This is a genomic window from Celerinatantimonas sediminis, assembly GCF_046054195.1.
Classification (GTDB): domain Bacteria; phylum Pseudomonadota; class Gammaproteobacteria; order Enterobacterales; family Celerinatantimonadaceae; genus Celerinatantimonas.
This window is the reverse complement of sequence record NZ_JBEQCS010000001.1, coordinates 167,142-191,918: the sequence shown is the minus strand read 5'-3', so window position 1 is coordinate 191,918 and position 24,777 is coordinate 167,142. Positions and strand designations below refer to the sequence as shown.

Genomic DNA, 24,777 nt, shown 5'->3' with positions numbered 1-24,777 from the left:
AAAGATCATTTTATCGTCAGTTATGAATGAAATAACGCATTCTAATTAATGAGCTTCGTCCCAATTATCACCAACGCCAGCTTCTGCTATCAGTGGAATATGCAAACTCACGGCTTGCTCCATAATGGCTTTAAGTTTTGGCATTTGCACAGCAACATCATCTTGTGCAACTTCAAAAATAAGTTCATCGTGAACCTGCATTAACATGCGAACCCGACTGCCTAAATTCTCACTTTGAATGTACTGTGCAACAGCAATCATCGCCTTTTTAATGATATCGGCAGCACTGCCTTGCATCGGCGCATTAATCGCAGCGCGTTCGGCGGCTGCGCGACGCGCACCATTACGCGATTTAATCTCTGGTAAATAGAGACGGCGGCCAAAGATGGTTTCAACAAAACCGTCTTCGCCAGCTTGTGCGCGGGTCTGTTCCATATATCGATGCACGCCAGGGTAACGCTCAAAATAAGTATCCATATAATGCTGGGCATCTTTTCGAGCGATGCCGAGCTGACGTGACAGACCAAATGCACTCATGCCATAAATCAGGCCAAAGTTAATCGCTTTAGCACTGCGGCGCTGCTCATTGGTGACCTGCTCTAACGTCTCACCAAATACCTCAGCGGCAGTTGCTCGGTGAATATCTTTACCTTGGGCAAATGCACTAATTAGCCCTTCATCGGATGACAAATGCGCCATGATCCGCAGTTCAATCTGCGAATAATCGATAGCCACCAGTTTAAAGCCCGGTTCAGCAATAAATGCTTGGCGAATTTTACGGCCTTCTTCATTACGAATTGGAATGTTCTGCAGATTTGGATCGCTTGAAGACAACCGACCGGTGGCAGTGACGGCTTGATGATAAGAGGTGTGCAAACGCTTGGTCTGGGGGTCGATAAGTTTTGGCAGCTTATCGGTGTAGGTCGATTTGAGCTTACTTAGACCCCGATATTCTAAAATCGTCGCTGGCAATGGATAATCCAGCGCCAGCTCTTGAAGCACTTCTTCAGCGGTTGATGGTGCGCCTTTTGGGGTTTTCTTCACCACTGGCAGCTGCATTTTTTCAAATAAAATCTGTTGCAACTGCTTCGGCGATCCGAGATTAAAGCTTTCGCCAGCCAACTCATGAGCTTTACTCTCAAGCTGTTCAATTCGCTCGGCTAAACGTTTGCTATGAGCTTTAAGCTGTTTGGCGTCAATCTTAACGCCGCTGCGTTCCATATCCGATAAAATCGAGACCAGCGGCAGCTCAACCTCTTTAAACAGCTCAACTAAACGTGGCGCCTGAGTCAGTTGTGGCCAGATAGTTTGATGCAGTTGCAGTGTGACGTCTGCATCTTCGGCCGCATACGGATACGCCTGGTCTAAATCAATCTGATTAAAGGTTAATTGCTTAGCGCCTTTGCCTGCAACATCTTCAAATTTAATGCATTGGTGTTTTAAATACTTAAGCGCCAATGTATCCATATCATGACGCCCAGAGGTGCTGTTGAGCACATATGACTCCAGCATTGTGTCATAGGCGATGCCTTTAAGATCAATGCCCGCGCGCGCCAACACGCTTTTATCATATTTAAGGTTTTGCCCCACTTTTTTAAGCGCCGAGTCTTCTAAAAGTGGTTTGAGTTTACTTAAAACCAGCTCTTTATCTAACTGCTGTGGCGCATCAGGATAATCATGACCAATTGGCAAATAGGCGGCTTCTCCAGCTGTCACGGCAAATGACAGGCCAACTAAATCCGCCTGCATATAATTAAGCGAAGTTGTTTCGGTATCAACCGCAAAGAGCTCAGCACTTTTTAATTTATCGCACCAGCTATCCAACTGCTCAGCCGTTAAAATCAGCTCATAATCGCCCGCTTTCATCACGCTCTCTTGGACATCGCTAGTGGGATTTGCTGAACTTGCCTCGGTGGGCATAATCGCGCCAGCACCGGTTTGGGCATCATTGCTCTGCTTGGCTTCTAACAGCTGTGAGAGCCAGCGATTAAATTCCATTTTACCAAACAGCTCGACTAACTGGTCTTGGTCAGCCGGACGGATGGTTAACTCATCACAGCAAAGAGAGAGCGGCACATCGGTGCGAATTGTCGCCAGCTGATAAGAAAGTGGCAGCTGGTCGGCAAAGGCTCTTAAGTTTTCACCAATTTTGCCTTTAATTTCATCTTGATGAGCAAGCAGTCCATCAAGAGAGCCATAAGCATCTAGCCATTTAACCGCCGTTTTCGGACCACATTTAGGAACACCTGGAATGTTATCGACATTGTCGCCCATCAGCGCCAGATAATCGATAATCTGCTCCGGTGCGACACCATATTTTTCCTTCACCCCTTCGCTATCAAGCAAGGTATTGGTCATGGTGTTCACCAGCATAATCTGCTCATCCACCAACTGCGCCATATCTTTATCACCGGTGCTAATTAGCACTTTACGGCCAGCCTCTGACGCTTGTTTAGCCAAGGTTCCGATGACATCATCGGCTTCCACACCTGGTTCAACAATCAGCGGTAAACCCATCGCTTCAATGATAGCGTGAAGAGGCGCGATTTGAGTGCGCAAATCATCCGGCATGGGTGGGCGGTTCGCTTTGTAATCAGAGAATAAATCGTGACGAAAATTTTTGCCTTTGGCATCAAAGATTACCGCAATCTGCTCGGGCTTAACCTGGTTAAGCAGGCTGCGCAACATATTGACGACGCCATAAACGGCGCCAGTGGCTTCACCTTTGGAATTGGTCAGATGAGGCGGCGCATAATAAGCACGAAAAAGGTAGGAAGAACCGTCAATTAAAACCAGCGGATTGTCAGCAATTGTTGCCATTAGCCATTCTCTAAATCAAAGCAGGATATGAACGGCATAATGCCACAGCTAAGAGAAAAGCACCAAGGCATCAATACCGTGCACAACTCGAAAAACCTGTGGATAACTCTGTTATTAAAAAAACAAAAATCCTTCCACTTTTATGATGAAAAAGTAGAATGAATGATAAATTTTCATAAAAAACAATAAGTTAAAGAAGGACAAACACTTCTTTAAACGGGGGATAATCTAACTTCGTGTGTGGAAAAACTCATTCCGTGCATCCGATATTACGACTCTATCCCTTGTGAGTCTGGCCCTTACTTATCACTTGTATTTGCCTGCGACAGACAGAAAAACCCGCCTTGACAATACAAGCTAGCAACTTTAGTCAATGGACAACTTTAACCATGAGGAACTTCAATATAGCGAGATAAGTAGCTACATAGTTCCCGACCAGCTTCGCAAAACTGCTCGGTGACCTGCAACTCAAACCATAGATTAGACGTCAAACAGCAATAACGCAATAGCCAAAAATGTTGCAAATGAATCGGCCAGACGAGCCAATCGGCCCCATATTCTGGGGTAACTGACTGATCAAAAGCGTCTTTTATCCACTGGGTAATCGTTTGTTCACTCAGTAAATCAAATGGTAAAAGTTCGATCGTGGCCTCATTGTCACGAATTATCCAGCGGCGAAATCGCATCATCGCTTCACTTTTAACCTCAGACGTCTCAATAATAGAGATTCGACGAAAAACTAATCATTGGAAAAAGCGCGTGTATCAATTTACTCATAAGCTCAATACAAGCTTCCCTCACAAGGGGGGGCAAATTTACTACGAAAGGCTTGGCGATCCAAGCGATCCGGCAATTATTTTTTTACATGGTGGATTTGTAGACATGGAAGTGTTCAATCCGCTGTTGGCTTTGTTAGGTGAGAACTATCAGTTCATTGGTATCGATAGCCGAGCGCATGGCCGCTCCACGTTAGGCGATGTCAGCTTAAACTATCAACAGTTGCAAGAAGATGTTGAAGCGTTGCTGACTCATCTTGGCATCAACCATTGCAACCTGATTGGTTTTAGCGATGGCGGTATCGTTGGCTATCGTTTAGCCGCTTTAAGCCACGCGATTCATATCGACCGATTAGTGACCATTGGCTCACGCTGGCACATTCGCAATACCGATGCCAATAAAGAACAATGGCTAGCCACCACCGAGCAAATGCGCAAAACCGCTCAACCTCAAGTATACAATCGCTATCAGGCGCTCAACCCAGAGCCAGATTTTGCTAAATTGCTTACCGAACTCACCCAAATGTGGCTGGATGAGAGCAATCACGGCCATCCCAATGACGCCATCACACAGATTAAGTGCCCCGTTTTGGCCTGCCATGGTGATGACGATCCGATTGTATCCTTTGACGTACTCTACCAGCTCACCCAACGGCTCTCGCAGGCTCATCTGTTAAATGTACCATTTGCCAAACATGCCGCATTTGTTGAGCAGCCATTGGTGTTTGCCCAGATCATCAATCAGTTTTTAGCAAAATGAACCACTATTATTTGAGCAAATGAGCACAATCGATAAATTCGAGCGCTTGCCCGTCAAAATAGAAATAACCATCTTGAGGACGGGATTGCTCGAAAATTTCTGTATTATCAAGGCCAACTAACAATGCCCGTAAAACCGAACCGGTTAGCGCGTGGCTGACAACTACCACCTGCTCAGGCGTTGTGGGAGCATTTAAAAAGCTGATTAGCCGTGCTTTTACATCGTCTAACGACTCGGCGCCGGGCGCTTTAAGATACCAATCGCGCAGGCCAACAAACTCGGGATGTTCGGCTTTGATCTCAGGGGCAACTTTTGCTTCCCATTGGCCAAGCGAGAACTCCATCAAGCGCTCGTCAGAGAGGATTTGACTATCATCGCGCGCTAAAGCATTGGCAATCCAATGGGCGGTTTGCATTGCTCGCCCTAATGGGCTGGCAACAATCGTAAAGGCGCTGATATTAAGGCGCTTTGCAAGTGAACAGCCCACCGCTTGAGCTTGGCGCTCGCCCAGTGGGGTTAAATCGGAATTACATTGACCTTGTAAGCGGGAGGCCGCATTAAATTCGGTTTGGCCATGACGGACGATATACAACTGTTTGGCAGGCATGATTGAGAACTCTTAAAACAAAACAACAGCGCTTGAGTATATCGCGAAGCGGCTCTTAACTCATCCTGCCCAAACAAACACAGCCAAATCGATTAAAGCCAACCGCGATGTTTGAAGTACCAATAAGGAGCAAATCCAGAGAGGATCATCAAGCCAATCGCCCACGGGTAACCAAAGCTCCAATGCAGCTCGGGCATAAACTTAAAGTTCATCCCATACAAACTGGCCACCAGCGTTGGTGGCAGAAAGACCACTGAGGCAATCGAGAAAATTTTGATGATTTTGTTCTGTTCAATATTAATGAACCCTTGGGTTGAGTCCATTAAGAAGTTGATTTTATCGAATAAAAAGGTGGTGTGAGACATCAATGTGTCAACGTCTCGCATGATCTCACGCAGGGTTTCAGCATATTCATATTGCGTGCGTAAGTGGCGCAGCAAAAAGGAAATATCACGCTGCGTATCCATCAAACATAACCGGATTTTTCCGTTGCTGTCTTCTAAACGAGCCAGCTTTTCAATAACCGTATCAAGCTCTGTTTCATGCTCTTCTAAAACCAAATGGCTCACGCCTTCAAGCTGACGATGCAAATCTTCTAACGTATCGGCGTGATTTTCGACTTTATGTTCAAGCAATGTCACTAACAGTTCAGCTGGTGAGTCTACGGCAATCTGGGCGCGCCGAGCTCGCATCCGCAGTAATCTAAAATCAGCAATTTCACCTTCGCGAACGGTAATCAGCCGATTTTTTTGCAAAATACAGGCAACCGTAGTGGTTCGATGGCGCCCTTCGCTTTGGCTTAAAAACAGTGAGTGCACATGGATACCGGCTTGATCAACAAAACACCGGGCGGAAGCTTCAATCTCTTCGACATCATTGGATTCGGGCAAATCAGTACTTAACAGACTCTGCAGCTGGAGACGCTCCTCGTCATTGGGTTCATTCATGTCAATCCAGTCGGCTTCATGTAACAACTGCAAGACATTATCTTCGGTTGAATGAATCTCGTGGATCAATCCCCCTTGAATTCTAAAGAATCTCAGCATGCATCCTCTCCAATTTACTCGATATGCAACTCCAGCAGCGCAATCGCGCGACCTTGCTCTAATTAATGAATGATAGTGTAGATGCCAGCGTTTAGATCATAAGCTATTTTTGTGACATCTTTGATTTTTTTAACTTAAATTCCCACCGTCCACTTATGCGGACAGTGGATTATTCTGATAACGGATTATGGCGTCAAGAAAAGCTTGCCCATATCGCTCCAACTTTTTATGGCCCACCCCAGAGATATTTAATAGTTCACGCTCATTAGTTGGCAGTTGCTGAGCCATCTCTATTAAAGAAGCATCGTTAAACACCACAAATGGCGGGACTTCCTCTTCATCAGCCAACTGTTTACGTAATCGCCTGAGCAAAGCAAACAGTCGCTTGTCATAAAACGTAACCGGTTTATGGCGTTTTGAAGCCACATCCAACCGCGGCACCGCAAGCTCTAGCGCAACATCACCACGCAAAACAGCGCGAGCCGCTTGGGTAAGCTGTAATACTGAGCCGCGCGTAATATTCTGTGTCAGCAGCCCTAAGTGAATGAGCTGGCGCAACACACTCATCCAGTGATCGTGCGAGCGATTTTTACCAATACCATGGGTTGAAAGTTGATGGTGGCCCTGTTCGACAATTCGCTGGTTTAAGCTGCCGCGCAGCACTTCAATCACGTAACCAATGCCGAAGGATTGGTTCAACCGATACACACAAGAGAGCGCTTTTTGCGCATCTTCAAGGCCATCATAACGTTGCGGCGGATCTAAACAGACATCGCAGTTACCACATGGCTCAGGATGATATTCGCCAAAATAATTGAGTAGCACCTGGCGCCGACATGTTTGCGCTTCGGCAAAAGCGACCATCGCATTAAATTTATGACTCTCAACGCGGCGCTGGTTTTCATCGCTAGTTTCATCAATCATCCGCCGAATTCGCGCCGCATCTGATGGGTCATAAAACATCACCGCTTCGGTCGGTAACCCATCGCGGCCACCACGGCCAGTTTCTTGATAATAAGCTTCGATATTGCGCGGAATGTCATAGTGAATCACATAACGCACATTGGGCTTATCAATCCCCATACCAAAGGCGACCGTTGCTACTACAATGGTCAGCTCATCGCGTTGAAACGCTTCTTGAACCCGTTGTCGCTCGCTCAAACCTAATCTGGCGTGATAAGCTGCAGCACTATAGCCTTGGCCTGTTAACTTGGCAGCTAATTCTTCTACCCTTCTGCGACTTGTGCAGTAAATAATACCACACTCATCGTGATGAGCTTTGACAAAATCTTGCAGCTGTTGCAATGGGCGATATTTTTCCTGAACGGTATAACGAATATTTGGTCGGTCAAAACTAGCCTGATATAGAAATGGGTCACGCAGCTGCAATCGAGACAGAATATCTTCGCGAGTAGTTTGATCAGCTGTTGCGGTAAGGGCGATGATTGGAAGATTCGCAAAACGCGCTTTAATCTGCCCCAGCGCACTGTATTCAGGGCGAAAATCATGGCCCCACTGAGAGATACAATGCGCCTCATCAACGGCGAGCAATTGCACCTGCCATGATTCAAAATTACTTAAAAAATCACCATGCAATAATCGCTCAGGAGAGACATACAACAGCTTGATTTCGTGGCGAATCAGTTGGCCGTACAAGGCTTGAGTTTGCTCCCAACTCAGCGTTGAGTTTAAATACGCCGCATCAACCCCGTTTCGCGCCAGCGCATCCACTTGATCTTTCATCAGCGAAATCAGCGGTGAAACCACAATCGTCAGCCCCTCAAGCAACATGGCTGGCACCTGATAACAGAGCGACTTGCCACCACCGGTTGGCATCAATACCAATGAGTCTCGTCCGGCAAGAACCTGCTCAACAATATTCGCCTGACCGGGGCGAAAATCATGGTAGCCAAATACATCTTGCAGCACTTGTTGGGCAGATTTCATGTCTGATTCTTTACTTCTTGACGTTGCTGCAATTGGTGAAACTCATGGTTTGATGAGTTCCTTCAAGCAGATGGGAACAGGTAAATGACACGACCGAAGGGCATCACAACTTAGTGTCTATAGTTTACCTTACCAAGCTAAAACCGCAATCTGTGCGATGGGTAGAAAATAATCGAACAAGGTGAAATCAACGGCTATACTTAATATCTGCTCTTTAAGAAAATTCCGGGAGGTCGTTATGACAATCAGTCAGACCAATGCGCGTAATCAGATTGACGCATATATTCGGGAGTTATTAGCCTATAGTGAAGAACAGCTCGATAGACTACCACATAATCAAGCCTTGAGAACTTGGTTAGAGCAGGAGTGCCACAGCTACGCAGAAGATGATTTATTGCCAGAATATCGGCGAATTACCTGCCAACATCAAGGGCTCTTTGCCAATCAGGCGGGCCAGCCCTGCCGTCTAGAATTTATCCGTCCCAGTGCACTTGCAGCTAGGGATCGCTGTCATGTGCAGTATATGTCATTGCGCGATCCTTTGTGTCGCTATCTGGAAGTCACTCAGGTGGTCAGAGAACCATGGCCTGAGCAATTTGTTCAGCGCTATTGTAACGAGCTCATCCCAGGTTTGGTTTGCCTACAAGCTTGGCAGATTCTTGATACGCCACCGGTAAGCCGAATGTTAGCGGGTTTGCTTGAACATCTGCGCAAATTACTGCTTAGCGCAGGCGATGAGTATTTCGTCGCCTTTAATAACTTTTTGTGTGAGCTTGGCAGCCATTACCCACAACTCAAACCACTTTGGGAATCACGACCAGCGAACCAATTAAGCTCTCAAGTGTATTGCTAAAGGGCCCGTCGGTTTAGTTATTGCTGACATAGTGTTTTCCTGCTAGCTTATGGGCGCTTTTCTAATGGATTTCTAACACGCCAACACTATGCAGCAATATACACAAACCCGCCAAGGCGTTCTCTATGCTTTGGGCGCTTATATCATTTGGAGCATTGCGCCAATTTACTTTAAACAGCTCAGCGCTATTAATGCCTTTGAGATCCTCTCCCACCGAATCATCTGGTCTTGTGTCTTTATTGCCATATTGCTTTTTGCAACCAAAGGCTGGTCGCAAGTGCATCGGGTGCTTAAAAATCCACGTCAGTTACTGGTTTTGTTATGTACGGCGCTGCTCATCGGTGCGAACTGGCTCATCTATATCTGGGCCATTAATAATGATCATCTGCTGGATGCTAGCCTTGGTTATTTCATTAATCCGCTGGTAAACGTGGTCGTGGGGATGCTTTTTTTACAAGAGCGGTTTCGTCGCCTGCAATGGCTTGCCGTTATGTTAGCGGCATTAGGAGTCATTATTGAGATTGCTAAATTTGGCTCTTTGCCCTGGATAGCCATTGTCTTGGCCTTCACCTTTAGCTTTTATGGGTTATTGCGCAAACAGGTGAAACTCGCTGCCTTAAGCGGCTTGTGTATTGAGACGGCTATTTTATTGCCTATTGCACTGATTTATTTAATTGGCTTTGATAACTCGGCGAGCAAAAACCTATTCAATAATACCTTGTCACTTAATCTGTTACTGGTCAGCGCAGGCATCATCACTACCATTCCATTGCTCTTTTTTGCTGGAGCCGCGACGCGCCTGCGGTTATCGACCGTTGGATTTTTCCAATACATCGGGCCAACGTTAATGTTTTTGCTGGCGGTCATTGGCTATGGCGAAGCGCTTTCAATGGATAAACTCATCACCTTTGGTTTTATCTGGATTGCGCTGGTTATCTTTGTGCTTGATGCAGCATTAGAGCGGCGCCGACAGGTCAGCGCCCCCTAAAAAATGATTTAAAGTGGCTGGAGCCTTGCAAAAGCAACCACCAGCCATTTGCTTCCAGCATCGTCAAACTGTACCTGGACTCGGCTTTGGGCACCACTGCCTTCATATTGCAAAATCACCCCTTCACCAAATTTCGGATGCACAACTCGCTGTCCAAGCGATAACCCAGTGCTATCAAATGAAGCGGCCGCGGCGCTATCAGAAAACCGTCCACCGCCCATAGGTTGGCTTACTTGCGTGGAAAGGCGAATTTCTTCTAAGCAATCTTGCGGTAATTCTCGAATAAATCGAGAACGACTATGAAAGGACTCTTTACCATATAAGCGGCGGCTTTCGGCATGGCACAGATAGAGTTTGCGCATCGCTCGAGTCATACCAACATAAGCAAGGCGACGCTCCTCTTCAAGGCGTCCCGCTTCTTCAGCCGACTGCTGAGAGGGGAACATTCCCTCTTCCATTCCCACTAAAAAGACAATCGGAAACTCCAGCCCTTTAGCGCTATGCAGTGTCATTAATTGCACCGCACTTTCATCGGCTTCAGCCTGATTATCACCCGCTTCAAGCGCTGCGTGAGATAAAAATGCTACCAGTGGTGAGAGCTCTTCGCTATTTGCATCAGGAATAAATTGACGGGTCGCAGTAACGAGCTCTTGTAAGTTCTCGACGCGCGCCTCAGCTTTCTCGCCTTTTTCACTCTGGTACATCGCCAGCAAGCCGCTATTGCGAATGACATAATCACTCTGCTCAGTCAAATCCATCTGCTCGGTTTGCGCCGCTAGATTATCGACAAGCTGAATAAATCCTTTGAGTGAGTTAGCTGCGCGGCTCGTTAATAATTTTTCACTCACCGCTTGGGCGGCGCCACTCCACATGCTTACTCGGCGCTCGCGAGCAACTTGGCGCAGCAGCTCAAGCGTGCGTTGACCAACGCCTCGGGTTGGCGTATTCACCACTCGCTCAAATGAAGCATCGTCATGGCGATTGTTAATCAGTCGCAGATAAGCCAGAGCGTCTTTAATTTCCTGACGCTCGAAAAATCGCACGCCACCATAGATGCGATAAGCCAGTTGCTCTTGCATTAATGCTTCTTCAAGCACCCGCGACTGGGCGTTATTGCGATATAAAATAGCGCACTCACTAAGAGCTGCCCCATTATTGATGTGGTGGCGAATTTTAGCGACGACAAAGCGCGCTTCATCAACTTCATTAAATGCAGCATACACCGAAATAGGGTCACCATCGGCGCCTTCGGTCCAGAGATTTTTACCGAGCCGCCCCTGATTATGGGCAATCAACTCGTTTGCTGAACGCAAAATCGTTGCACTACTACGGTAATTTTGCTCCAGTCGAATCACATCGACATCGCTAAAATCATCACGAAAGTTCTGAATGTTCTCTACTTTTGCGCCGCGCCACCCATAGATCGACTGGTCATCATCACCAACGATCATCACTTTAGAACGGTTGCCCGCCAGCAATCTCAGCCAGGCGTATTGAATGGCGTTGGTATCTTGAAACTCGTCCACCAGAATATGTCTAAAGCGGTTTTGGTAATGCTCTAAAATGGCTTTGTTATTACGCAATAGCTCCAATGCGCGCAGTAGCAGCTCGGCAAAATCAACCAAGCCCGCTCGTTCACACGCATCTTGATAAGTGCGATAGATATCCACCAGCTGGCGCTCAATGGGGTTGGAGCTCCAATCAATATGCTCAGGGCGCAGCCCTTCATCTTTCTGGCCGTTGATAAACCACATAGCCTGCTTCGGTGGCCACTGTTTTTCATCCAGATTCATGCCCCGAATGATGCGCTTAACCAAACGATATTGATCATCAGAGTCTAAAATCTGAAAATCTTCAGGTAATTTTGCATCACGATAATGGGCGCGCAGCAGTCGATGGGCTAAACCATGGAATGTTCCCAGCCAAATGCCCTGATAGCGAGCTCCAACGAGATCTGCCACTCGATGGCGCATCTCAGCGGCAGCTTTGTTAGTAAAGGTCACCGCCATCAGTTCATAGGGAGAAACCCCTTCAACCTGTAACAAATAGGCAATTCGATGCACTAAAACCCGTGTTTTACCGCTACCAGCTCCTGCCAATACCAGCATATTTTGCGCCGGCGCAGCGACTGCCTCACGTTGTTTTTGATTTAAGCCATCGAGTAATAACGAGATATCCATGGGAGCCTATCGAACTTTAAAACATGTATGAATAAACAGTATATCAACTTAGCGCGCTCAATGCAGCGAGCATGAAACCGCAATGCTCAAAGCAGATTGAGCAGTTCACTTAATTGATTGATCATCAGATGAGGAAGCAATAGTGGCTGTGGCGCGTCTTGGTCATTAAACCAAATCGCTTGGTAGCCATTAACGAGCGCGCCATAAACATCCGTCAGCGCATCGTCGCCAATATGAGCAATTGAGTGAGCAGGCAGAGCCAGTGCCTTGCTTGCAGCCGCAAACAGGTCGGGCCAAGGCTTTTGCCGATAGGGGCCGCCGGCGTAATAAACATGGCTGAAATAATCCCGAATCCCAATGCGCTCAATATCAACGTTGCCATTGGTCATCGCCACCAGCGGTATTTTCTCGGCCAGCTCGGCTAAAATTGCATGGCTTTGCTTGGGGACAGTAAAGTCAGAGCGCACCGCCACAAACTCTTGCATCAAATCGTCCGCTCGATTTTGATAGCCGCTAATCCCCTGCTCTTTTAACCCTAGCGCCAGCCATGCCCGCCGACATTCGGTGACATCATGGATCAATTCGGGTTGAATCGATAACACCCGGCTTTTATAGCCAGACCAATCGATGCGCCGACCAATCTCATCAGCCAGCGTATCGGCCATCCACTGATTGGCACCGTGAATATTCGGGTGGTTATCATAGAGGGTGTCGTCTAAATCAAAACTCAGCGCGCTCGGCTTATGCCAACTGCGAAAAAATAACATTAAGATTTACTCCGCTTGGCTCGAGGGTGGGCGGCATCGTAAACTTTCGCCAGATGCTGAAAGTCCAAATGCGTATAAATCTGGGTTGTCGAGAGGTTGGCATGGCCCAGAAGCTCCTGCACTACGCGCAGATCGCCGCTGCCTTCGAGCATATGAGTTGCAAATGAGTGGCGTAATTTGTGCGGATGAACGTGGTTACCGATATGCTGGCGCTTTGCCCAAACATTTAAACGTTGCTGCACAGCGCGCGTGGTCATACGCTGCTGGCGCATGCTAACAAAAAGCGCTTTTTCACCCACGTGACACATCTGACCGCGAACCTTGAGCCACTTTTCAAGCGCTTCTAGTGCTTTTGAACCAAAAGGCACCAAGCGCTGTTTACGGCCTTTACCTAGTACCAACAATTGGCGAGATTTTAAATCTACATCAGCAATATTTAGCCCGACTAACTCAGCTAAACGCAGCCCGGACGCATAAAACAGCTCCATAATTGCGTGATCGCGCAGCCCTAATGGTGAATCATCTTCAATATTGAGTAACTGCTCGAGCGCATCAACATCAAGGTTTTTAGGCAGCGGCCTAGCCTGTTTCGGTGCACTTAAAGAGCGAGCGGGATTGACATCTATAATGCCCTGTTCGAGCATAAATTGGTAAAAACTGCGCAATGCCGAAAGTTTATTGGCTATCGAGCTGGCACTTAAGCTCTGTCGATTCATCCGCATCGTCATCTGACGCAGGTCGTTTAAACTAACCTTGGTCCAGTCATCGATATTCATCTGCTGCAAAATCGCGCCTTGTTGGTTTAGGCTGCGATGGTAGCCATCCAAAGTCGCGTTGCTATAACGGCGTTCACTGGCGATATAGCGTAAAAATCTATCCAGCAGTTTTTGCATCGATTCACTGAGCATCACAACCAACCAAAGTCGGCAGTAACGTCGCAATTACTTCGCACAGCTGACCAAGTAACAGCCCGTCCATACCCGCAACATAATGATCGGCTTCCCGGCTGGCAGCGGCTAACACACCAAACCGAGCGCGCTCACCAAGCGGCATAATAGCAACTGATTGCGCCTGTTCTTGGCGGGCAAACAGTAAACCTAACTCGCCTTTGCTCAATCGACCAAAGTAATGCCCTTCGTGAGAGAGCCGAGTAATCCAGAAATTTTCTAGCTGCTCGGCGCTTAAGCTAAATGGCTCAAGCTCTTGGGTTAGGCTCAAATGCGCTTTATTTAAACGCAATGAAAGCTGACTGAGCCCCAACTGCTCGACCATCGCCTGACACAGCTTATCTTGCAGCGAGATAAAATCCGTACAACGCAACAGCTGCGGCAACAAATCAACATAAACTCGGAAAATCCGCTCATTGTGGCTCGCCACCGCTAATAGATCAGAAATTTCAGTTTCCAATAAGGCGATTTTGTCACGCATTCTCTCCAGTGAGAGTTCAACCAACGAAACGCTGCCACGTTGCTGATGCGGAATTTTAAGCTGCTCTACTAGGTATGCAAAACGGGTGAAAAAATCTGGATTTTGCTGCAAATATTCAGCAACCAGTTCATCATCAAGTGGTAATTGATCCAGATTGACTCGACTCATAGATTAATCTGTCCATCAAACACATGTTCGGCAGGTCCGGTCATTTTTACGCTGTGCCCTTCGCCATCCCACTGGATCAGCAATCGGCCACCGGGAAGCTCCACTTCTACCTTGCGTCCCAATTTCCCTTGCAGTTGACCAACCACCGCGGCGGCACAAGCCCCCGTTCCACACGCTAAGGTTTCACCAACGCCGCGCTCAAATACACGCAATTTAATCTGGTCCTGACTCAGAATCTGCATAAAACCAATATTAGCACGCTGCGGAAAACGTTCATGATTCTCCAAAAGCGGGCCAATATGTTGCACATCAGCGCTTTGTACGTCATCCACTTCAACCACACAATGAGGGTTGCCCATCGACACCACGCCACAAAAGAAGGTTTGGTCGGCTTCGCGCAGCAGATAGGTTTTCTCCGCTTTATTGGCCCGAAATGGCACTTTGCCCGGCTCTAAAATCGGAATGCCCATATTCACGGTCACGCGATCATCATTTTCGATGTGCAGCATAATTTTGCCGCTACGCGTACTGACTGCAATATGTTTTTTGTTGGTTAGCCCTTTTAAGCGGACAAACCTTGCAAAGCAGCGGGCGCCATTACCACATTGCTCAACTTCACTGCCATCAGCGTTAAAAATGCGGTAGTGAAAATCCAACTCGGGGTCATATGGCGGCTCCACGATCAGCAACTGATCAAAGCCCACCCCAAAATTACGGTTCGCTAAGCGAGCAATCATTTCATTGGAGAAAAAAGCATTTTGGGTGACGTTATCCACCACCATAAAATCGTTACCAAGACCATGCATCTTGGAAAAATTAATCAGCATTAGTCCTCCTTATGGCAGTAGTTGTTCGCCCGCCCACAGGCTTTGACGAGTTTCCCTTTGGCGAACCACATAGGCTTTATCAGCATCCACTAAAATTTCAGCAGCTCTAGGGCGCGAATTATAATTTGAGCTCATCACAAAACCATAGGCTCCGGCAGAGCGCACCGCTAGCAGATCGCCTGAGTGAATCGCTAACTTGCGTGATTTACCAAGAAAATCGCCCGTTTCACAAACAGGGCCAACCACGTCGTACTCACGCTCTGGTGCCTGAGTGTCAGGCTGAACAGGCACGATTTTTTGCCAAGCACCGTAGAGCGCCGGACGGATCAAGTCGTTCATCGCCGCATCAACCAGAGCAAAGTTTTTATCTTGCCCTAATTTAAGATACTCCACTTTGGTGAGCAAAACGCCCGCATTGGCCATAATTGCCCGCCCCGGTTCAAACAATAAGGTGATATTGCGAGAACCCAGACGTTCATGCAGCACTTTGGCATAATCGGATGGCGCTGGAGGCTCTTCATCATTATAGGTCACACCCAAGCCACCGCCGACATCTAAATGCGCGATAGTGATGCCAACTTCGGCAAGCTTATCAATTAAGACCAGCAGCTTATCCACCGCTTCAATAAATGGCGCAAGCTCAATGAGCTGTGAGCCGATATGACAATCCACCCCGTGGATCTCAATTCCCGGCAAGCTGGCCGCTTTTTGATAAACACTCAACGCCTGCTCATAAGCGATACCGAATTTATTTTCTTTAAGACCCGTTGATATATAGGGGTGAGTTTTAGCGTCAATATCAGGGTTGATACGCAGCGAAATTGGAGCACACTGACCACAAGCGCTTGCCACTTCACTAATGCGCTCTAGTTCGCTCTCTGATTCAACATTAAAGCAAAAAATTCCAGCATCCAGCGCTTGGCCAATTTCATCAGCAGTTTTGCCAACACCAGAGAACACGACTTTACTTGGATCGCCACCGGCTTCAATCACCCGAGCTAATTCTCCGCCAGAGACGATATCAAACCCAGACCCTAAGCGTGCTAGAAGGTTTAAAACTCCTAGATTCGAGTTAGCCTTGACGGCATAACAAATCAGATGTTCGCGCTTTCCAGCGGCGACATTAAATGCCTGCCAGTGACGCTCAATCGTTGCGCGAGAATAAACGTACAACGGAGTTCCATGTTCTTTGGCAAGCTTTGCCAGAGAAACTTGCTCGGCACACAGAATGCCATCCTGATAATTAAAGTAATCCAAAGTCATCCCTCTTTAGCAATGAGTGCTAGTTATTCGTTTGCAGGTTGTGCAGTCGTATTTTGACTCACAGCACTGGGCTTAGCCGAAGGATGCGGTGAATACAGTGGTCCTTTTTGTCCACAACCAGCCAATCCTATCAATAAGCTGGCAATCAATATAATACGAGTTACCATAATATGAGTTTAATCCAGTAAGAAATCCCTTTATCATCGCATCCAAGACGAGAAAAGCAATAGGATAACTAACATGACAGACAGTGAATTTCACCAATTAGCCGATCAATTTTTCGAGCGCATGGAACTGGCACTGGATAATCATGATGGCGAAATTGATTATGAAGGCGAAGGCGGGCTATTAAAGCTGCTTTTTGAAAACGGCTCTCATATCGTCATTAACAAGCAAGAACCATTGCATCAGATCTGGGTTGCCACTAAATTTGATGGTCACCATTTTGAATATCAAGATAACCAATGGACGGATAATCGTGGCGGTGGCGAGCTCAATGACTTTATCGTGGCGGCTATCGAGAAACAAAGCGGCGAGAAGCTAGCGCTTGACTAGGGGTTGTTGATCTTTGGTCGTTGAATTTTGTTCAAATTAAACGCATTTTGAACGCGGCGCATCCTGTGTCGCTTAATGAGTTAAGCAAGCAGGGTGCAACAAAGTTCAGGATGGGTTTAAATGAACCCGAAGGGCAGTATCTGAGAGGAATTTATCCAGCGTTAAACTTTTTTGTGCAGACCTACACGGCACAACGTTTATCTGCCTAAATTCCTCTCCGATTGCTGCAAAACTAATCACAAGAGGTCAACAGCCCCTGGCTCTATGCCTGAATTTGTTGCGCCGGATCATGTGAGACGGGGCTTCGATAAGGACGGACAACAAAAGTGCCGTCCTGCTCGACGATGTCATAGAACTGCGGCAAATTAAAATCAATCGGCGCTGGCGTGCTATCAAACTGGTCGCGACTTGAGGTATAAAACCGATTGATCCCCTGCACTAACTCATCTTTTGAGCCATCAAACTGCTGATACACTTCTACGCGATTTTGCTCATCGACAATATAGATATTCAAATCGCTGCCAAGCTGTTCAAAGAAATACTGCACTAACCCTTCACTGGCCTGAGCGTTCACAATTGGTGGAATAGTCACGGCTTTGCCGGCATCCAGACGCAGCGGCATATGTTCCAGTTTGCTGCTTGAATGCTCGGTATAAAAATCGATACTGTTATCCAGCGGTTTCACCGACACACCACGTTCTTCAAAAAACAGTCCGTATTTGTGCTGACCAAGAATCAACGTTTTAATTTTACGGCGCGACTCAGAAGCGGCTAAACGATAACTAATGCATTCAACCAGTAATTTACGGTAGTTGGTCACAATTACCGAGCGGAAATGGCTGGAGTAACAGAACACATCAATGTGCTCTGGTGGATTTGCATCGCGGTGCATTTTACTCAAAATTGTCACCAGCGAATCCGTCACCGCTTGTTCAGAGCTAAAATGCAGCGTTCTGACTTCATGCCAAGAGTTGCGATACACCAAGTCAATCGAGCCAATTAAACATTCAGCAGGTTCACCAAAGGCAAAAATATCCGGCTCAGCAGCATCAAATTCGATGACTTTACCAGCCCAATTCGCAGTTGGGTCAGATTCCAAATTTAGGAAAATACCTAAGTGATTGATTTCACAAGGGCGAGTCAATGCCAGATTCGAAGCAGGCGGAACTCTAACCGGGAAGGCATGGCGTAAATCTTCGGTAAATTCTTGTAATTTACTTTTATCCAGATCGCCTGCTTTGGCTTTGATATGCAAGCGCGTATCGCTCACCAGCAATTGGTTAAAATATCCCCAAGCGACTAATTTGCTGATATAAGATGAGTGCTCCAGCACTTTTTCACCAACCATCATGCGGCTTTGCAAAGGCTGGCGATACAGATACCAACCAGTGGCATTGGCACTGCCTTTGACAACTTGCACAAATGAAAGGTCAGACTCAGCCAGAGCTGGCGAGATTTGTGGGTTAATCTGGGTCACTTTGCCAGGCAAACTTTCAAACGCGGCATACAGTTTGCGCGACAAAATACCAATATCTTCGGCGTTAATCGACTCACTAATATCATTTAAGCGGGCGAAATGAATCAGGTTCCGATAACTGAGCATTAAGGCATCTAAAAGCTCAGAATAAGCCGCTTTAACCTCGACCACGCCCCAGCGCTGACGAGAGTTTAGATAACGCAGTCGGTCATCATCCCAGTTCCACTCGCGCACCAGCCGTTTCATCACCTGGCGTGGCCAATCATGATGGCCTAAAAGGTTCGGTAAGCTGAACCGCTCATTATTTTTTAAGTAAAAACAGCGTCGGACTAAATCGAGCCGTTTGTTATCATGGATGCGCTGCAGGTATTCGGTTACCCGCTCCAACATCATAAAATAGGCATCAATGCGGTGATCGAACACATCACTGTGCTGAAAACGCGATTTCGTTTCACAAGCCAACAGACGGGTATTTGGATAATCAGCCGAATAGGACTCCATTAACACCAGTTTGAGCACCGCTTTATAAGGTGAATCAATCCCTTTATAAAGCTGCCATAGCGCGGAGCCAAAATATTCTTCGGCAGGAATTTTGTCCAGCCCACCTAAATCCAACCAATGCTCGTTATCAAAAATCCCGTTATTGCGCTGCTCGGCGACAAACTCATCGTAAGCGATTGGCAAATCAGCGGGCACCGCATACCAGACCAAATGCTTACCCGCGATGCGCAAACAAGTCCGATAAAATTCATCGAGCAATAATAGATGCTGAGCACTGCCGCAATTATCGGCTGACAATTCACTAATAGCGCCCGATTTAAACTGATTTTCTTCGACTAAAAAAAAGTTCAGCTCGACCTGACGCGCTGCCGCCCATTCACTGATGGCACTACATTTGGTCTGCAAAAGGGCGCGTTGGGCAATGCTTAGGTCACTGCCATGACAAACCCAAATATCCAGGTCGCTATCACTGGATTGGCCCATCGAAGCGGTGCTGCCCATGCTGTATAAACCCCAAATTTGGCGCTTTTGCGGCTCTTGTGCGCTACAGCCAAAATGGTTTTTTAGCATGACCTGATGACGGGAACTACTGCGAAATAAACTAACGCCACAGGGCGTTTCATCACCGACAAAACCAGGCAAAGAGGGATGGTTAAAATGCAACAACAGGGGGATCAGTTCAAATGTCTGACGAGCGTTTGAACTCATACTTTGGATAGCAAAAGCTCGTCGCCAGTCACTGTACTCAGTGGCCCGAGCCAAATATTCTTCGATACGTTGTTGCAAAACTGGACCTAAAGATTTTTAAATGACCGCGGTCGATACCCCGGTAACAGAATAAACGAATCACAATCACAGTGTGACGATGTTAACAGTTTATCTAATAGTGGTAAATAAAACTGATGAAAAAACCACCACTAAAATGATGGATATCAATTCTACACATAAACTCTGTGGATATCTGCATAAATAGCACGTATGCAATAGCTTAGCAGCCGCCTGATTACAGATGTTTTGCCCCAAGCATGTTATCATAATGCAGCTTTAGCTCCTAACAGGCTGTTATGGCTGCAAATACGATAATACCCGTTGCGGTATTTTATCATGACCCGTTCAAGAAAAGAGGATATTCATCGTGTTTACGATTCGAATTGCTACGCGTCAGAGCGCATTAGCCCTTTGGCAAGCCCAATATGTCAAAGACGCGCTGCTCGCCCATCATCATGATCTTCAGGTCGAGTTTGTTCCGATTACGACGCGCGGCGATAAGTTACTCGATACGCCTCTTGCCAAAATTGGCGGAAAAGGACTGTTTGTCAAAGAGTTAGAAGTTGCCATGTTAGAAGGCCGAGCCGACATTGCCGTTCACTCCATGAAAGATGTGCCAATGGCGTTTCCAGAAGGGCTTGCCTTAACCACTATCTGCAAACGTGGTAATCCATTTGATGCGCTAGTCAGCCATAGCGTTAGCTCTTTAGAACAGCTGCCCAAAGGAGCTGTTGTGGGCACCTCAAGTTTACGTCGCCAAAGTCAGCTCAAAGCATTACGCCCAGATCTTGAGATTAAAACCTTGCGCGGTAATGTCGGAACTCGCCTTGGGAAATTAGATGCAGGCGATTACGATGCCATCATCCTGGCTTGTGCTGGTCTCGAACGTCTTGAATTAAGCGATCGCATCGCTAGAGTTCTAAATGATGAGCAAATTCTACCAGCCTGTGGACAAGGTGCCGTGGGGATTGAATGTCGCAGCGATGATACTCGTCTGCATCAGTATCTTGCACCGTTATCTGATGCCGACACACGCGATAGAGTACTAGCTGAGCGCGCCATGAATACACGCCTAAACGGTGGTTGTCAGGTTCCTATCGGCGGCTATGCAACGCTTGATGAAAACAATCAGCTGACCCTCAAAGGGTTAGTTGGCAGCCCCGATGGAAAAACCCTGATTACGGGACAAGTGTGCGGCCCAAGAGAAAATTGTGAGCAATTAGGTCAGCAACTGGCCGAAGATCTCTTAAGCCGAGGCGCTCAACAGATATTACAGGAACTCAGTGGTGACTCCATCTAACGTTCATCTGTTATTGACCCGTCCCCAACCGGCGTGTGCAGTCGATTGCCAAACGCTGCAAACGCTTGGCTTTGATGTGCAGGCCGCGCCACTTTTGGCATTTGCAGCAATGCCAACATTAGAAGGTGCGGCGCTAGAGAAATATCTGGCAAAGTTTGATGTCATCATTGCCCAAAGTCCTCGGGTTTTTGAATTTTTAACACTGCGGCACTGGCCCAATTGCCAGTATTTCGCCATTGGCGAGAAAACAGCTCGAAGCTGGCAGGCGCTAAATCTTAAGGTAACTTGCCCGGAACAGGCCAATAGCGAAGGCCTGTTAGCCACGCTTAAAAACACTGCTCCCACGGCAGCTAACATTCTTATTTTGCGCGGCGAGACATCGCGCAACTGGCTGCCAGGGCAACTCACGGCACTCGGTTTTACGGTCTCTGAATTATGCTGTTATCGGCAAATTCCTCAGTCGATCACAGCAGCACAATTTCACCACTGGCAAACTGCCGGTATAAACTTCATTGTATGCACCAGTGCATTACAGGTCACCACACTTGTAAAACAGGCTCAGTTAGCCGCAATGCAAGATTGGCTGAGTCAATGTACTTTGGTTGTCCCCAGTAAAAGAATTATACAAATGATCGATTTTCCTTTTCGCCATGTGTATAACTGTGGGGGGGCCCATGTTGATGCGCTTATCGATACTCTCAGATCTATTGTTTAAGGAACCTCTATGTCCGATCAATCATCTCAACCTGTTGTAGAGCAACCGGAACCTAAGCACGCCAAAGGACCATGGGTTCTTGCAGGTATTGCGCTTATCGTATCGGTTGCTATAGCTGGGTATGGCTGGCAGCAGATTCATGGGGTGACGCAACAAGTTGCGCAGTTGAGCGAGCAAAATGCCCAATTGCAAAGCACGTTAAGTTCCACTCAAACCGATGCGGCTAAACAAGCAGCGCAATTACGCGCGCAATTGGCTCAGACTCAAAGCGATCTGAAAACACAAAGTAATCAAAGCCGTGTGGTGCTAAGCCAAATGCAAAACACCACCCAAGCGCTCAAACAACAGTTGGCCAACTTAAATATTCACGATTTGAACCAGTGGCGACTGTACGAGTCTCAATATTTAGTGCATCTGGCTGCGCGCAAAGCTTGGCTCGAAGGCGATATTGGCTCAGCGATTGCGCTGCTGAAAAGCGCTGATAAAGGCATTGCTCAGCTGCACGACCCTAAATATATTCCACTTCGCCAGTCATTGGCCGATGACATCAACCAGTTGGACTCGCTACCTAAAGTAGATGTCGAAGGCATCATGATTCAGATAAACAGCCTGCGCGAGCAAATTGCTCATCTGGCGCTCACGCGTGTGAATCTACCCAAAGCGACCGATGACAAAACACCCGCGACAGCAAAGCCAACCTGGAAAACACAGCTTGCTGATAGCTGGCATACATTTATTCATCAGTTTGTGACCGTGCGTCGCCGAGATGGGGATGTCAAACCATTGTTAGCGCCAGAAAAAGCCTGGTACCTGAAACAGAATTTGCAGCTACAATTAGAGCAGGCGGCACTGGCAGCAGGAAACCGCCAACCGAAACTGTATCAACAGAGTTTAACTCAGGCCAGTCAATGGCTGTCCAAATACTTTACACACAACCCAGCAGCGGATCACTTAGTGAACGCCATTGCTCAGTTGCAAAAACAGTCCGTTGCCGTTATACAACCTAGTCAGCTAAATAGTGTGGAACTTATCGACAAGGCCGTTGATCAAATTAGCCAGCAAAATTCGTCCAGGGAGGAGGCCAAATGATTCGGCTGTTCTTACTACTTTTGGTGGTCGCTGCTGGCATGATTGCCGGGCCGCTACTTGAAGGTCATCAAGGGTATGTTTTAATCGCCTTAGGTCATTATACTATTGAAATGTCAGTCGTTGGTGCGCTGAGCGCCCTGATTGTCATTTACATTCTTGCCCAATTACTAAGCGCTTTAGTTAAACAAACTTGGCGACTCTTTCCCGGATTGCGTTACAGCATGAAAAATCGCAAACAAGCGATCGCTCGTAAACAGACGCAAGAAGGCCTTTTATCGCTGTACCAGGGCGATTATCAAAATGCCCATCAACAATTAGCAAAATCGGCCAAAAGCAGTGATTCACCATCGCTGAACTATCTGTCGGCGGCTCGCGCAGCGGCAAGTCAGGGGGAGGTCAATTTAAGCGACAAATTACTCTCTAAAGCAGATAAACAAAGTGGGGATTCACAGACGCGCCATGCGGTCTGGCTGGCTCGCGCCAAACTGAAACTAGAAAATGGCGATATTGAAGCGGCTCGCAAACTCCTTGAGCAGTTACCGAGCAATCAACGCCATCGTCCTTCAGCGCTGCAAATCCATTATCAGTTGGCCAAAGCGGACCAGGATTGGGATAAACAGTTAGAATTATTAGAGCAATTGAGTAAATTTCAGCCCCAGCGATGGCAAGAAGAGCGGGAATTTAGCTATCGCGGCAAATTTATGCAATTGGCAGATGCTGGTGAGAGCGAATTAGAGAACTACTGGCATGGCCTTGCTCGCAAACTAAAACAGCAATCGTGGTTGTCACGCGCAGCACTGCCTGCTTTGCTCAAATTACAGCGCACCGACCTCATCGTTAGTATGCTAAAAAAACAGGTAAAACAAAAAGATCCAATTGCCCTGTCTATATTGCCACGGCTTCCCAAAGATCAAGCCGCTCAATTCAGCAAAGAGCTTGAATCACTGGCTAAAACAGATAGTAACAACGCAACGCTGCTCACTGTATTAGGCGCGGTTTATATTCTCGATGGTCAATTTGAACAAGCGAGCGAAGCGCTCAAGAAAAGTCAGGCAATCTCTCCCAGTGCTCGAAATTGCAAGCTACTAGGAGATATCAGCGCTGCCCGCCATGAAAACGAACAAGCGCTGAGCTGGTATCAGCAGGCGCTACAGCTGCGCACGGCCGAAGCCTAATTAAATAAATTCGTATGCGTCGCCATGTAACTGGCTGGCAACCAGTCCTTTGGCAAAAAAGGCATCCCGGGCGACGGCAGCCATTTCAAAACGCCCTGCGACATAAACATCGACATCTTTAAGTGATGCAAAATCACTTAGAACCGCTTCGTGAACAAGCCCGGTATGATGTTTCCACTGCGCAATGGGCTGTTCAATCACCGGTTCAAATTGCACTTGCCCCGCATCGTGCCATTGCTGAGCCAACTCATATAAATACAATCCACCAAGATTACGACCGCCCCAATACAGATAAACATTCACCGAATGTGGGATCTGATTAAGCGCTTCAACCAACGCTTTGGCATATGAGAACCCTGTTCCACCAACCATGATCAACACATCTCGCTCAGGTGCTTTCGCAATGCTCGCTCGACCAAATGGCATCTCAATATCAATCTGGCCTTCGGTGCGCATCCGCTCTAACACTTGACCGGCGTATAAATTCCCGGGGGCCGCACCAATATGTAACTGCAGATGTTGCTCACCGGGTGCATTTGCAATCGTAAACGGGCGCTTATCATCGTTTGCCATTACTACCTGCAGATATTGTCCAGCAACATAGTCAAAGCTTTGCTGAGGTTTTAATACAACGTCATAGACATCATCTAAAATGGGACTCAGCAACTCAACCTGGCAATTCATCCGTTCCATGCAAACTCCATCAGTTTAATCGTATGACCGGTCTAGATACTTAACTCTGTTAACCAATATCATACGTTCTTTTA

The 24,777-nt window shown here is 47.2% G+C and carries 22 protein-coding genes; 8 read left to right on the top strand and 14 right to left on the bottom strand.

What is annotated here, in order from left to right; translation table 11 throughout:
- Positions 1-45: 45 nt before the first annotated feature.
- Positions 46-2,820, bottom strand: coding sequence for a DNA polymerase I (gene polA, locus ABTQ23_RS00905; protein WP_408613739.1), 2,775 nt, complete (start codon positions 2,818-2,820; stop codon positions 46-48).
- Positions 2,821-3,203: 383 nt separating this feature from the next.
- A complete protein-coding gene (locus ABTQ23_RS00900; protein WP_408613738.1) occupies positions 3,204-3,509 on the bottom strand; it encodes a hypothetical protein in 306 nt (101 codons plus the stop codon).
- Positions 3,510-3,579: 70 nt separating this feature from the next.
- On the opposite strand from ABTQ23_RS00900, the gene ABTQ23_RS00895 reads away from it, so the two are divergent.
- Entirely contained in the window at positions 3,580-4,356 is a 777-nt protein-coding gene (locus tag ABTQ23_RS00895; RefSeq protein ID WP_408613737.1) for an alpha/beta fold hydrolase, read from the top strand.
- 7 nt (positions 4,357-4,363) lie between these two features.
- Here ABTQ23_RS00895 and ABTQ23_RS00890 read toward each other — a convergent pair whose 3' ends face one another.
- From ABTQ23_RS00890 to recQ, 3 genes are all read right to left on the bottom strand, one after another.
- Positions 4,364-4,963, bottom strand: a complete 600-nt coding sequence (locus ABTQ23_RS00890) for a histidine phosphatase family protein (protein WP_408613736.1) — start codon at positions 4,961-4,963, stop codon at positions 4,364-4,366.
- Between the two features lie 92 nt (positions 4,964-5,055).
- Entirely contained in the window at positions 5,056-6,009 is a 954-nt protein-coding gene (gene corA / locus ABTQ23_RS00885) for a magnesium/cobalt transporter CorA (protein ID WP_408613735.1), read from the bottom strand.
- Between the two features lie 153 nt (positions 6,010-6,162).
- Positions 6,163-7,956 (bottom strand): DNA helicase RecQ, encoded by a 1,794-nt coding sequence (recQ, locus tag ABTQ23_RS00880; RefSeq protein ID WP_408613734.1) that lies wholly within the window; start codon positions 7,954-7,956, stop codon positions 6,163-6,165.
- A 238-nt stretch (positions 7,957-8,194) separates the two neighbouring features.
- On the opposite strand from recQ, the gene ABTQ23_RS00875 reads away from it, so the two are divergent.
- Both ABTQ23_RS00875 and rarD read left to right on the top strand, forming a co-directional pair.
- A complete protein-coding gene (locus tag ABTQ23_RS00875; RefSeq protein ID WP_408613733.1) occupies positions 8,195-8,809 on the top strand; it encodes a hypothetical protein in 615 nt (204 codons plus the stop codon).
- Positions 8,810-8,897: 88 nt separating this feature from the next.
- Complete coding sequence (gene rarD / locus ABTQ23_RS00870) at positions 8,898-9,797, top strand: EamA family transporter RarD (protein ID WP_408613732.1); 900 nt, start codon at positions 8,898-8,900, stop codon at positions 9,795-9,797.
- 8 nt (positions 9,798-9,805) lie between these two features.
- Here the strand turns inward: rarD and uvrD are convergent, their stop codons facing one another.
- The 7 genes from uvrD to lptM all read right to left on the bottom strand — a co-directional run bounded on the left by uvrD (position 9,806) and on the right by lptM (position 16,597).
- Complete coding sequence (uvrD, locus tag ABTQ23_RS00865; protein ID WP_408613731.1) at positions 9,806-11,977, bottom strand: DNA helicase II; 2,172 nt, start codon at positions 11,975-11,977, stop codon at positions 9,806-9,808.
- Between the two features lie 86 nt (positions 11,978-12,063).
- Entirely contained in the window at positions 12,064-12,744 is a 681-nt protein-coding gene (locus tag ABTQ23_RS00860; RefSeq protein WP_408613730.1) for an HAD-IA family hydrolase, read from the bottom strand.
- Positions 12,744-13,652 carry a tyrosine recombinase XerC gene (gene xerC / locus ABTQ23_RS00855; protein WP_408613728.1) on the bottom strand — a complete coding sequence of 303 codons (909 nt, stop codon included), beginning with the start codon at positions 13,650-13,652 and terminating at the stop codon, positions 12,744-12,746. The genes ABTQ23_RS00860 and xerC overlap by 1 nt, the downstream gene beginning before the upstream one ends.
- The gene (locus ABTQ23_RS00850; RefSeq protein WP_408613727.1) at positions 13,642-14,340 is read right to left on the bottom strand and encodes a DUF484 family protein; all 699 of its coding nucleotides are present in this window, start codon (positions 14,338-14,340) and stop codon (positions 13,642-13,644) included. Before ABTQ23_RS00850 ends, xerC begins: the two co-directional genes overlap by 11 nt.
- Positions 14,337-15,167 carry a diaminopimelate epimerase gene (dapF, locus tag ABTQ23_RS00845; protein WP_408613726.1) on the bottom strand — a complete coding sequence of 277 codons (831 nt, stop codon included), beginning with the start codon at positions 15,165-15,167 and terminating at the stop codon, positions 14,337-14,339. Before dapF ends, ABTQ23_RS00850 begins: the two co-directional genes overlap by 4 nt.
- A gap of 9 nt (positions 15,168-15,176) precedes the next feature.
- Complete coding sequence (lysA, locus tag ABTQ23_RS00840) at positions 15,177-16,424, bottom strand: diaminopimelate decarboxylase (RefSeq protein WP_408613725.1); 1,248 nt, start codon at positions 16,422-16,424, stop codon at positions 15,177-15,179.
- Positions 16,425-16,453: 29 nt separating this feature from the next.
- Positions 16,454-16,597, bottom strand: a complete 144-nt coding sequence (gene lptM / locus ABTQ23_RS00835) for an LPS translocon maturation chaperone LptM (protein WP_408613724.1) — start codon at positions 16,595-16,597, stop codon at positions 16,454-16,456.
- A gap of 73 nt (positions 16,598-16,670) precedes the next feature.
- On the opposite strand from lptM, the gene cyaY reads away from it, so the two are divergent.
- Positions 16,671-16,985, top strand: coding sequence for an iron donor protein CyaY (cyaY, locus tag ABTQ23_RS00830; protein ID WP_408613723.1), 315 nt, complete (start codon positions 16,671-16,673; stop codon positions 16,983-16,985).
- A 262-nt stretch (positions 16,986-17,247) separates the two neighbouring features.
- Here cyaY and ABTQ23_RS00825 read toward each other — a convergent pair whose 3' ends face one another.
- Complete coding sequence (locus ABTQ23_RS00825) at positions 17,248-19,749, bottom strand: class I adenylate cyclase (RefSeq protein ID WP_408613722.1); 2,502 nt, start codon at positions 19,747-19,749, stop codon at positions 17,248-17,250.
- A 349-nt stretch (positions 19,750-20,098) separates the two neighbouring features.
- On the opposite strand from ABTQ23_RS00825, the gene hemC reads away from it, so the two are divergent.
- Genes hemC through ABTQ23_RS00805 form a run of 4 tightly spaced genes read left to right on the top strand, consistent with a single transcriptional unit; the run spans position 20,099 to position 24,010 of the window.
- Positions 20,099-21,031: a hydroxymethylbilane synthase gene (gene hemC / locus ABTQ23_RS00820; protein ID WP_408613721.1), complete on the top strand. Its 933-nt coding sequence runs from the start codon at positions 20,099-20,101 to the stop codon at positions 21,029-21,031.
- A complete protein-coding gene (locus ABTQ23_RS00815) occupies positions 21,018-21,746 on the top strand; it encodes a uroporphyrinogen-III synthase (RefSeq protein WP_408613720.1) in 729 nt (242 codons plus the stop codon). Before hemC ends, ABTQ23_RS00815 begins: the two co-directional genes overlap by 14 nt.
- A 9-nt stretch (positions 21,747-21,755) precedes the next feature.
- On the top strand, positions 21,756-22,835 hold the full coding sequence (locus ABTQ23_RS00810) for a uroporphyrinogen-III C-methyltransferase (protein ID WP_408613719.1): 1,080 nt from the start codon (positions 21,756-21,758) through the stop codon (positions 22,833-22,835).
- Positions 22,832-24,010, top strand: coding sequence for a heme biosynthesis HemY N-terminal domain-containing protein (locus ABTQ23_RS00805; RefSeq protein ID WP_408613718.1), 1,179 nt, complete (start codon positions 22,832-22,834; stop codon positions 24,008-24,010). Before ABTQ23_RS00810 ends, ABTQ23_RS00805 begins: the two co-directional genes overlap by 4 nt.
- Here ABTQ23_RS00805 and fre read toward each other — a convergent pair whose 3' ends face one another.
- Positions 24,011-24,703: an NAD(P)H-flavin reductase gene (fre, locus tag ABTQ23_RS00800; protein ID WP_408613717.1), complete on the bottom strand. Its 693-nt coding sequence runs from the start codon at positions 24,701-24,703 to the stop codon at positions 24,011-24,013.
- Between the last annotated feature and the right edge of the window lie 74 nt (positions 24,704-24,777).

Coding starts and splice junctions, on each gene's coding strand:
- polA (WP_408613739.1), bottom strand. CDS start 2,820: ATGGCAACAATTGCTGACAATCCGCTGGTTTTAATTGACGGTTCTTCC.
- ABTQ23_RS00900 (WP_408613738.1), bottom strand. CDS start 3,509: ATGATGCGATTTCGCCGCTGGATAATTCGTGACAATGAGGCCACGATC.
- ABTQ23_RS00890 (WP_408613736.1), bottom strand. CDS start 4,963: ATGCCTGCCAAACAGTTGTATATCGTCCGTCATGGCCAAACCGAATTT.
- corA (WP_408613735.1), bottom strand. CDS start 6,009: ATGCTGAGATTCTTTAGAATTCAAGGGGGATTGATCCACGAGATTCAT.
- recQ (WP_408613734.1), bottom strand. CDS start 7,956: ATGAAATCTGCCCAACAAGTGCTGCAAGATGTATTTGGCTACCATGAT.
- ABTQ23_RS00875 (WP_408613733.1), top strand. CDS start 8,195: ATGACAATCAGTCAGACCAATGCGCGTAATCAGATTGACGCATATATT.
- rarD (WP_408613732.1), top strand. CDS start 8,898: ATGCAGCAATATACACAAACCCGCCAAGGCGTTCTCTATGCTTTGGGC.
- uvrD (WP_408613731.1), bottom strand. CDS start 11,977: ATGGATATCTCGTTATTACTCGATGGCTTAAATCAAAAACAACGTGAG.
- ABTQ23_RS00860 (WP_408613730.1), bottom strand. CDS start 12,744: ATGTTATTTTTTCGCAGTTGGCATAAGCCGAGCGCGCTGAGTTTTGAT.
- xerC (WP_408613728.1), bottom strand. CDS start 13,652: ATGCTCAGTGAATCGATGCAAAAACTGCTGGATAGATTTTTACGCTAT.
- ABTQ23_RS00850 (WP_408613727.1), bottom strand. CDS start 14,340: ATGAGTCGAGTCAATCTGGATCAATTACCACTTGATGATGAACTGGTT.
- dapF (WP_408613726.1), bottom strand. CDS start 15,167: ATGCTGATTAATTTTTCCAAGATGCATGGTCTTGGTAACGATTTTATG.
- lptM (WP_408613724.1), bottom strand. CDS start 16,597: ATGGTAACTCGTATTATATTGATTGCCAGCTTATTGATAGGATTGGCT.
- cyaY (WP_408613723.1), top strand. CDS start 16,671: ATGACAGACAGTGAATTTCACCAATTAGCCGATCAATTTTTCGAGCGC.
- ABTQ23_RS00810 (WP_408613719.1), top strand. CDS start 21,756: ATGTCCGATCAATCATCTCAACCTGTTGTAGAGCAACCGGAACCTAAG.
- ABTQ23_RS00805 (WP_408613718.1), top strand. CDS start 22,832: ATGATTCGGCTGTTCTTACTACTTTTGGTGGTCGCTGCTGGCATGATT.
- fre (WP_408613717.1), bottom strand. CDS start 24,703: ATGGAACGGATGAATTGCCAGGTTGAGTTGCTGAGTCCCATTTTAGAT.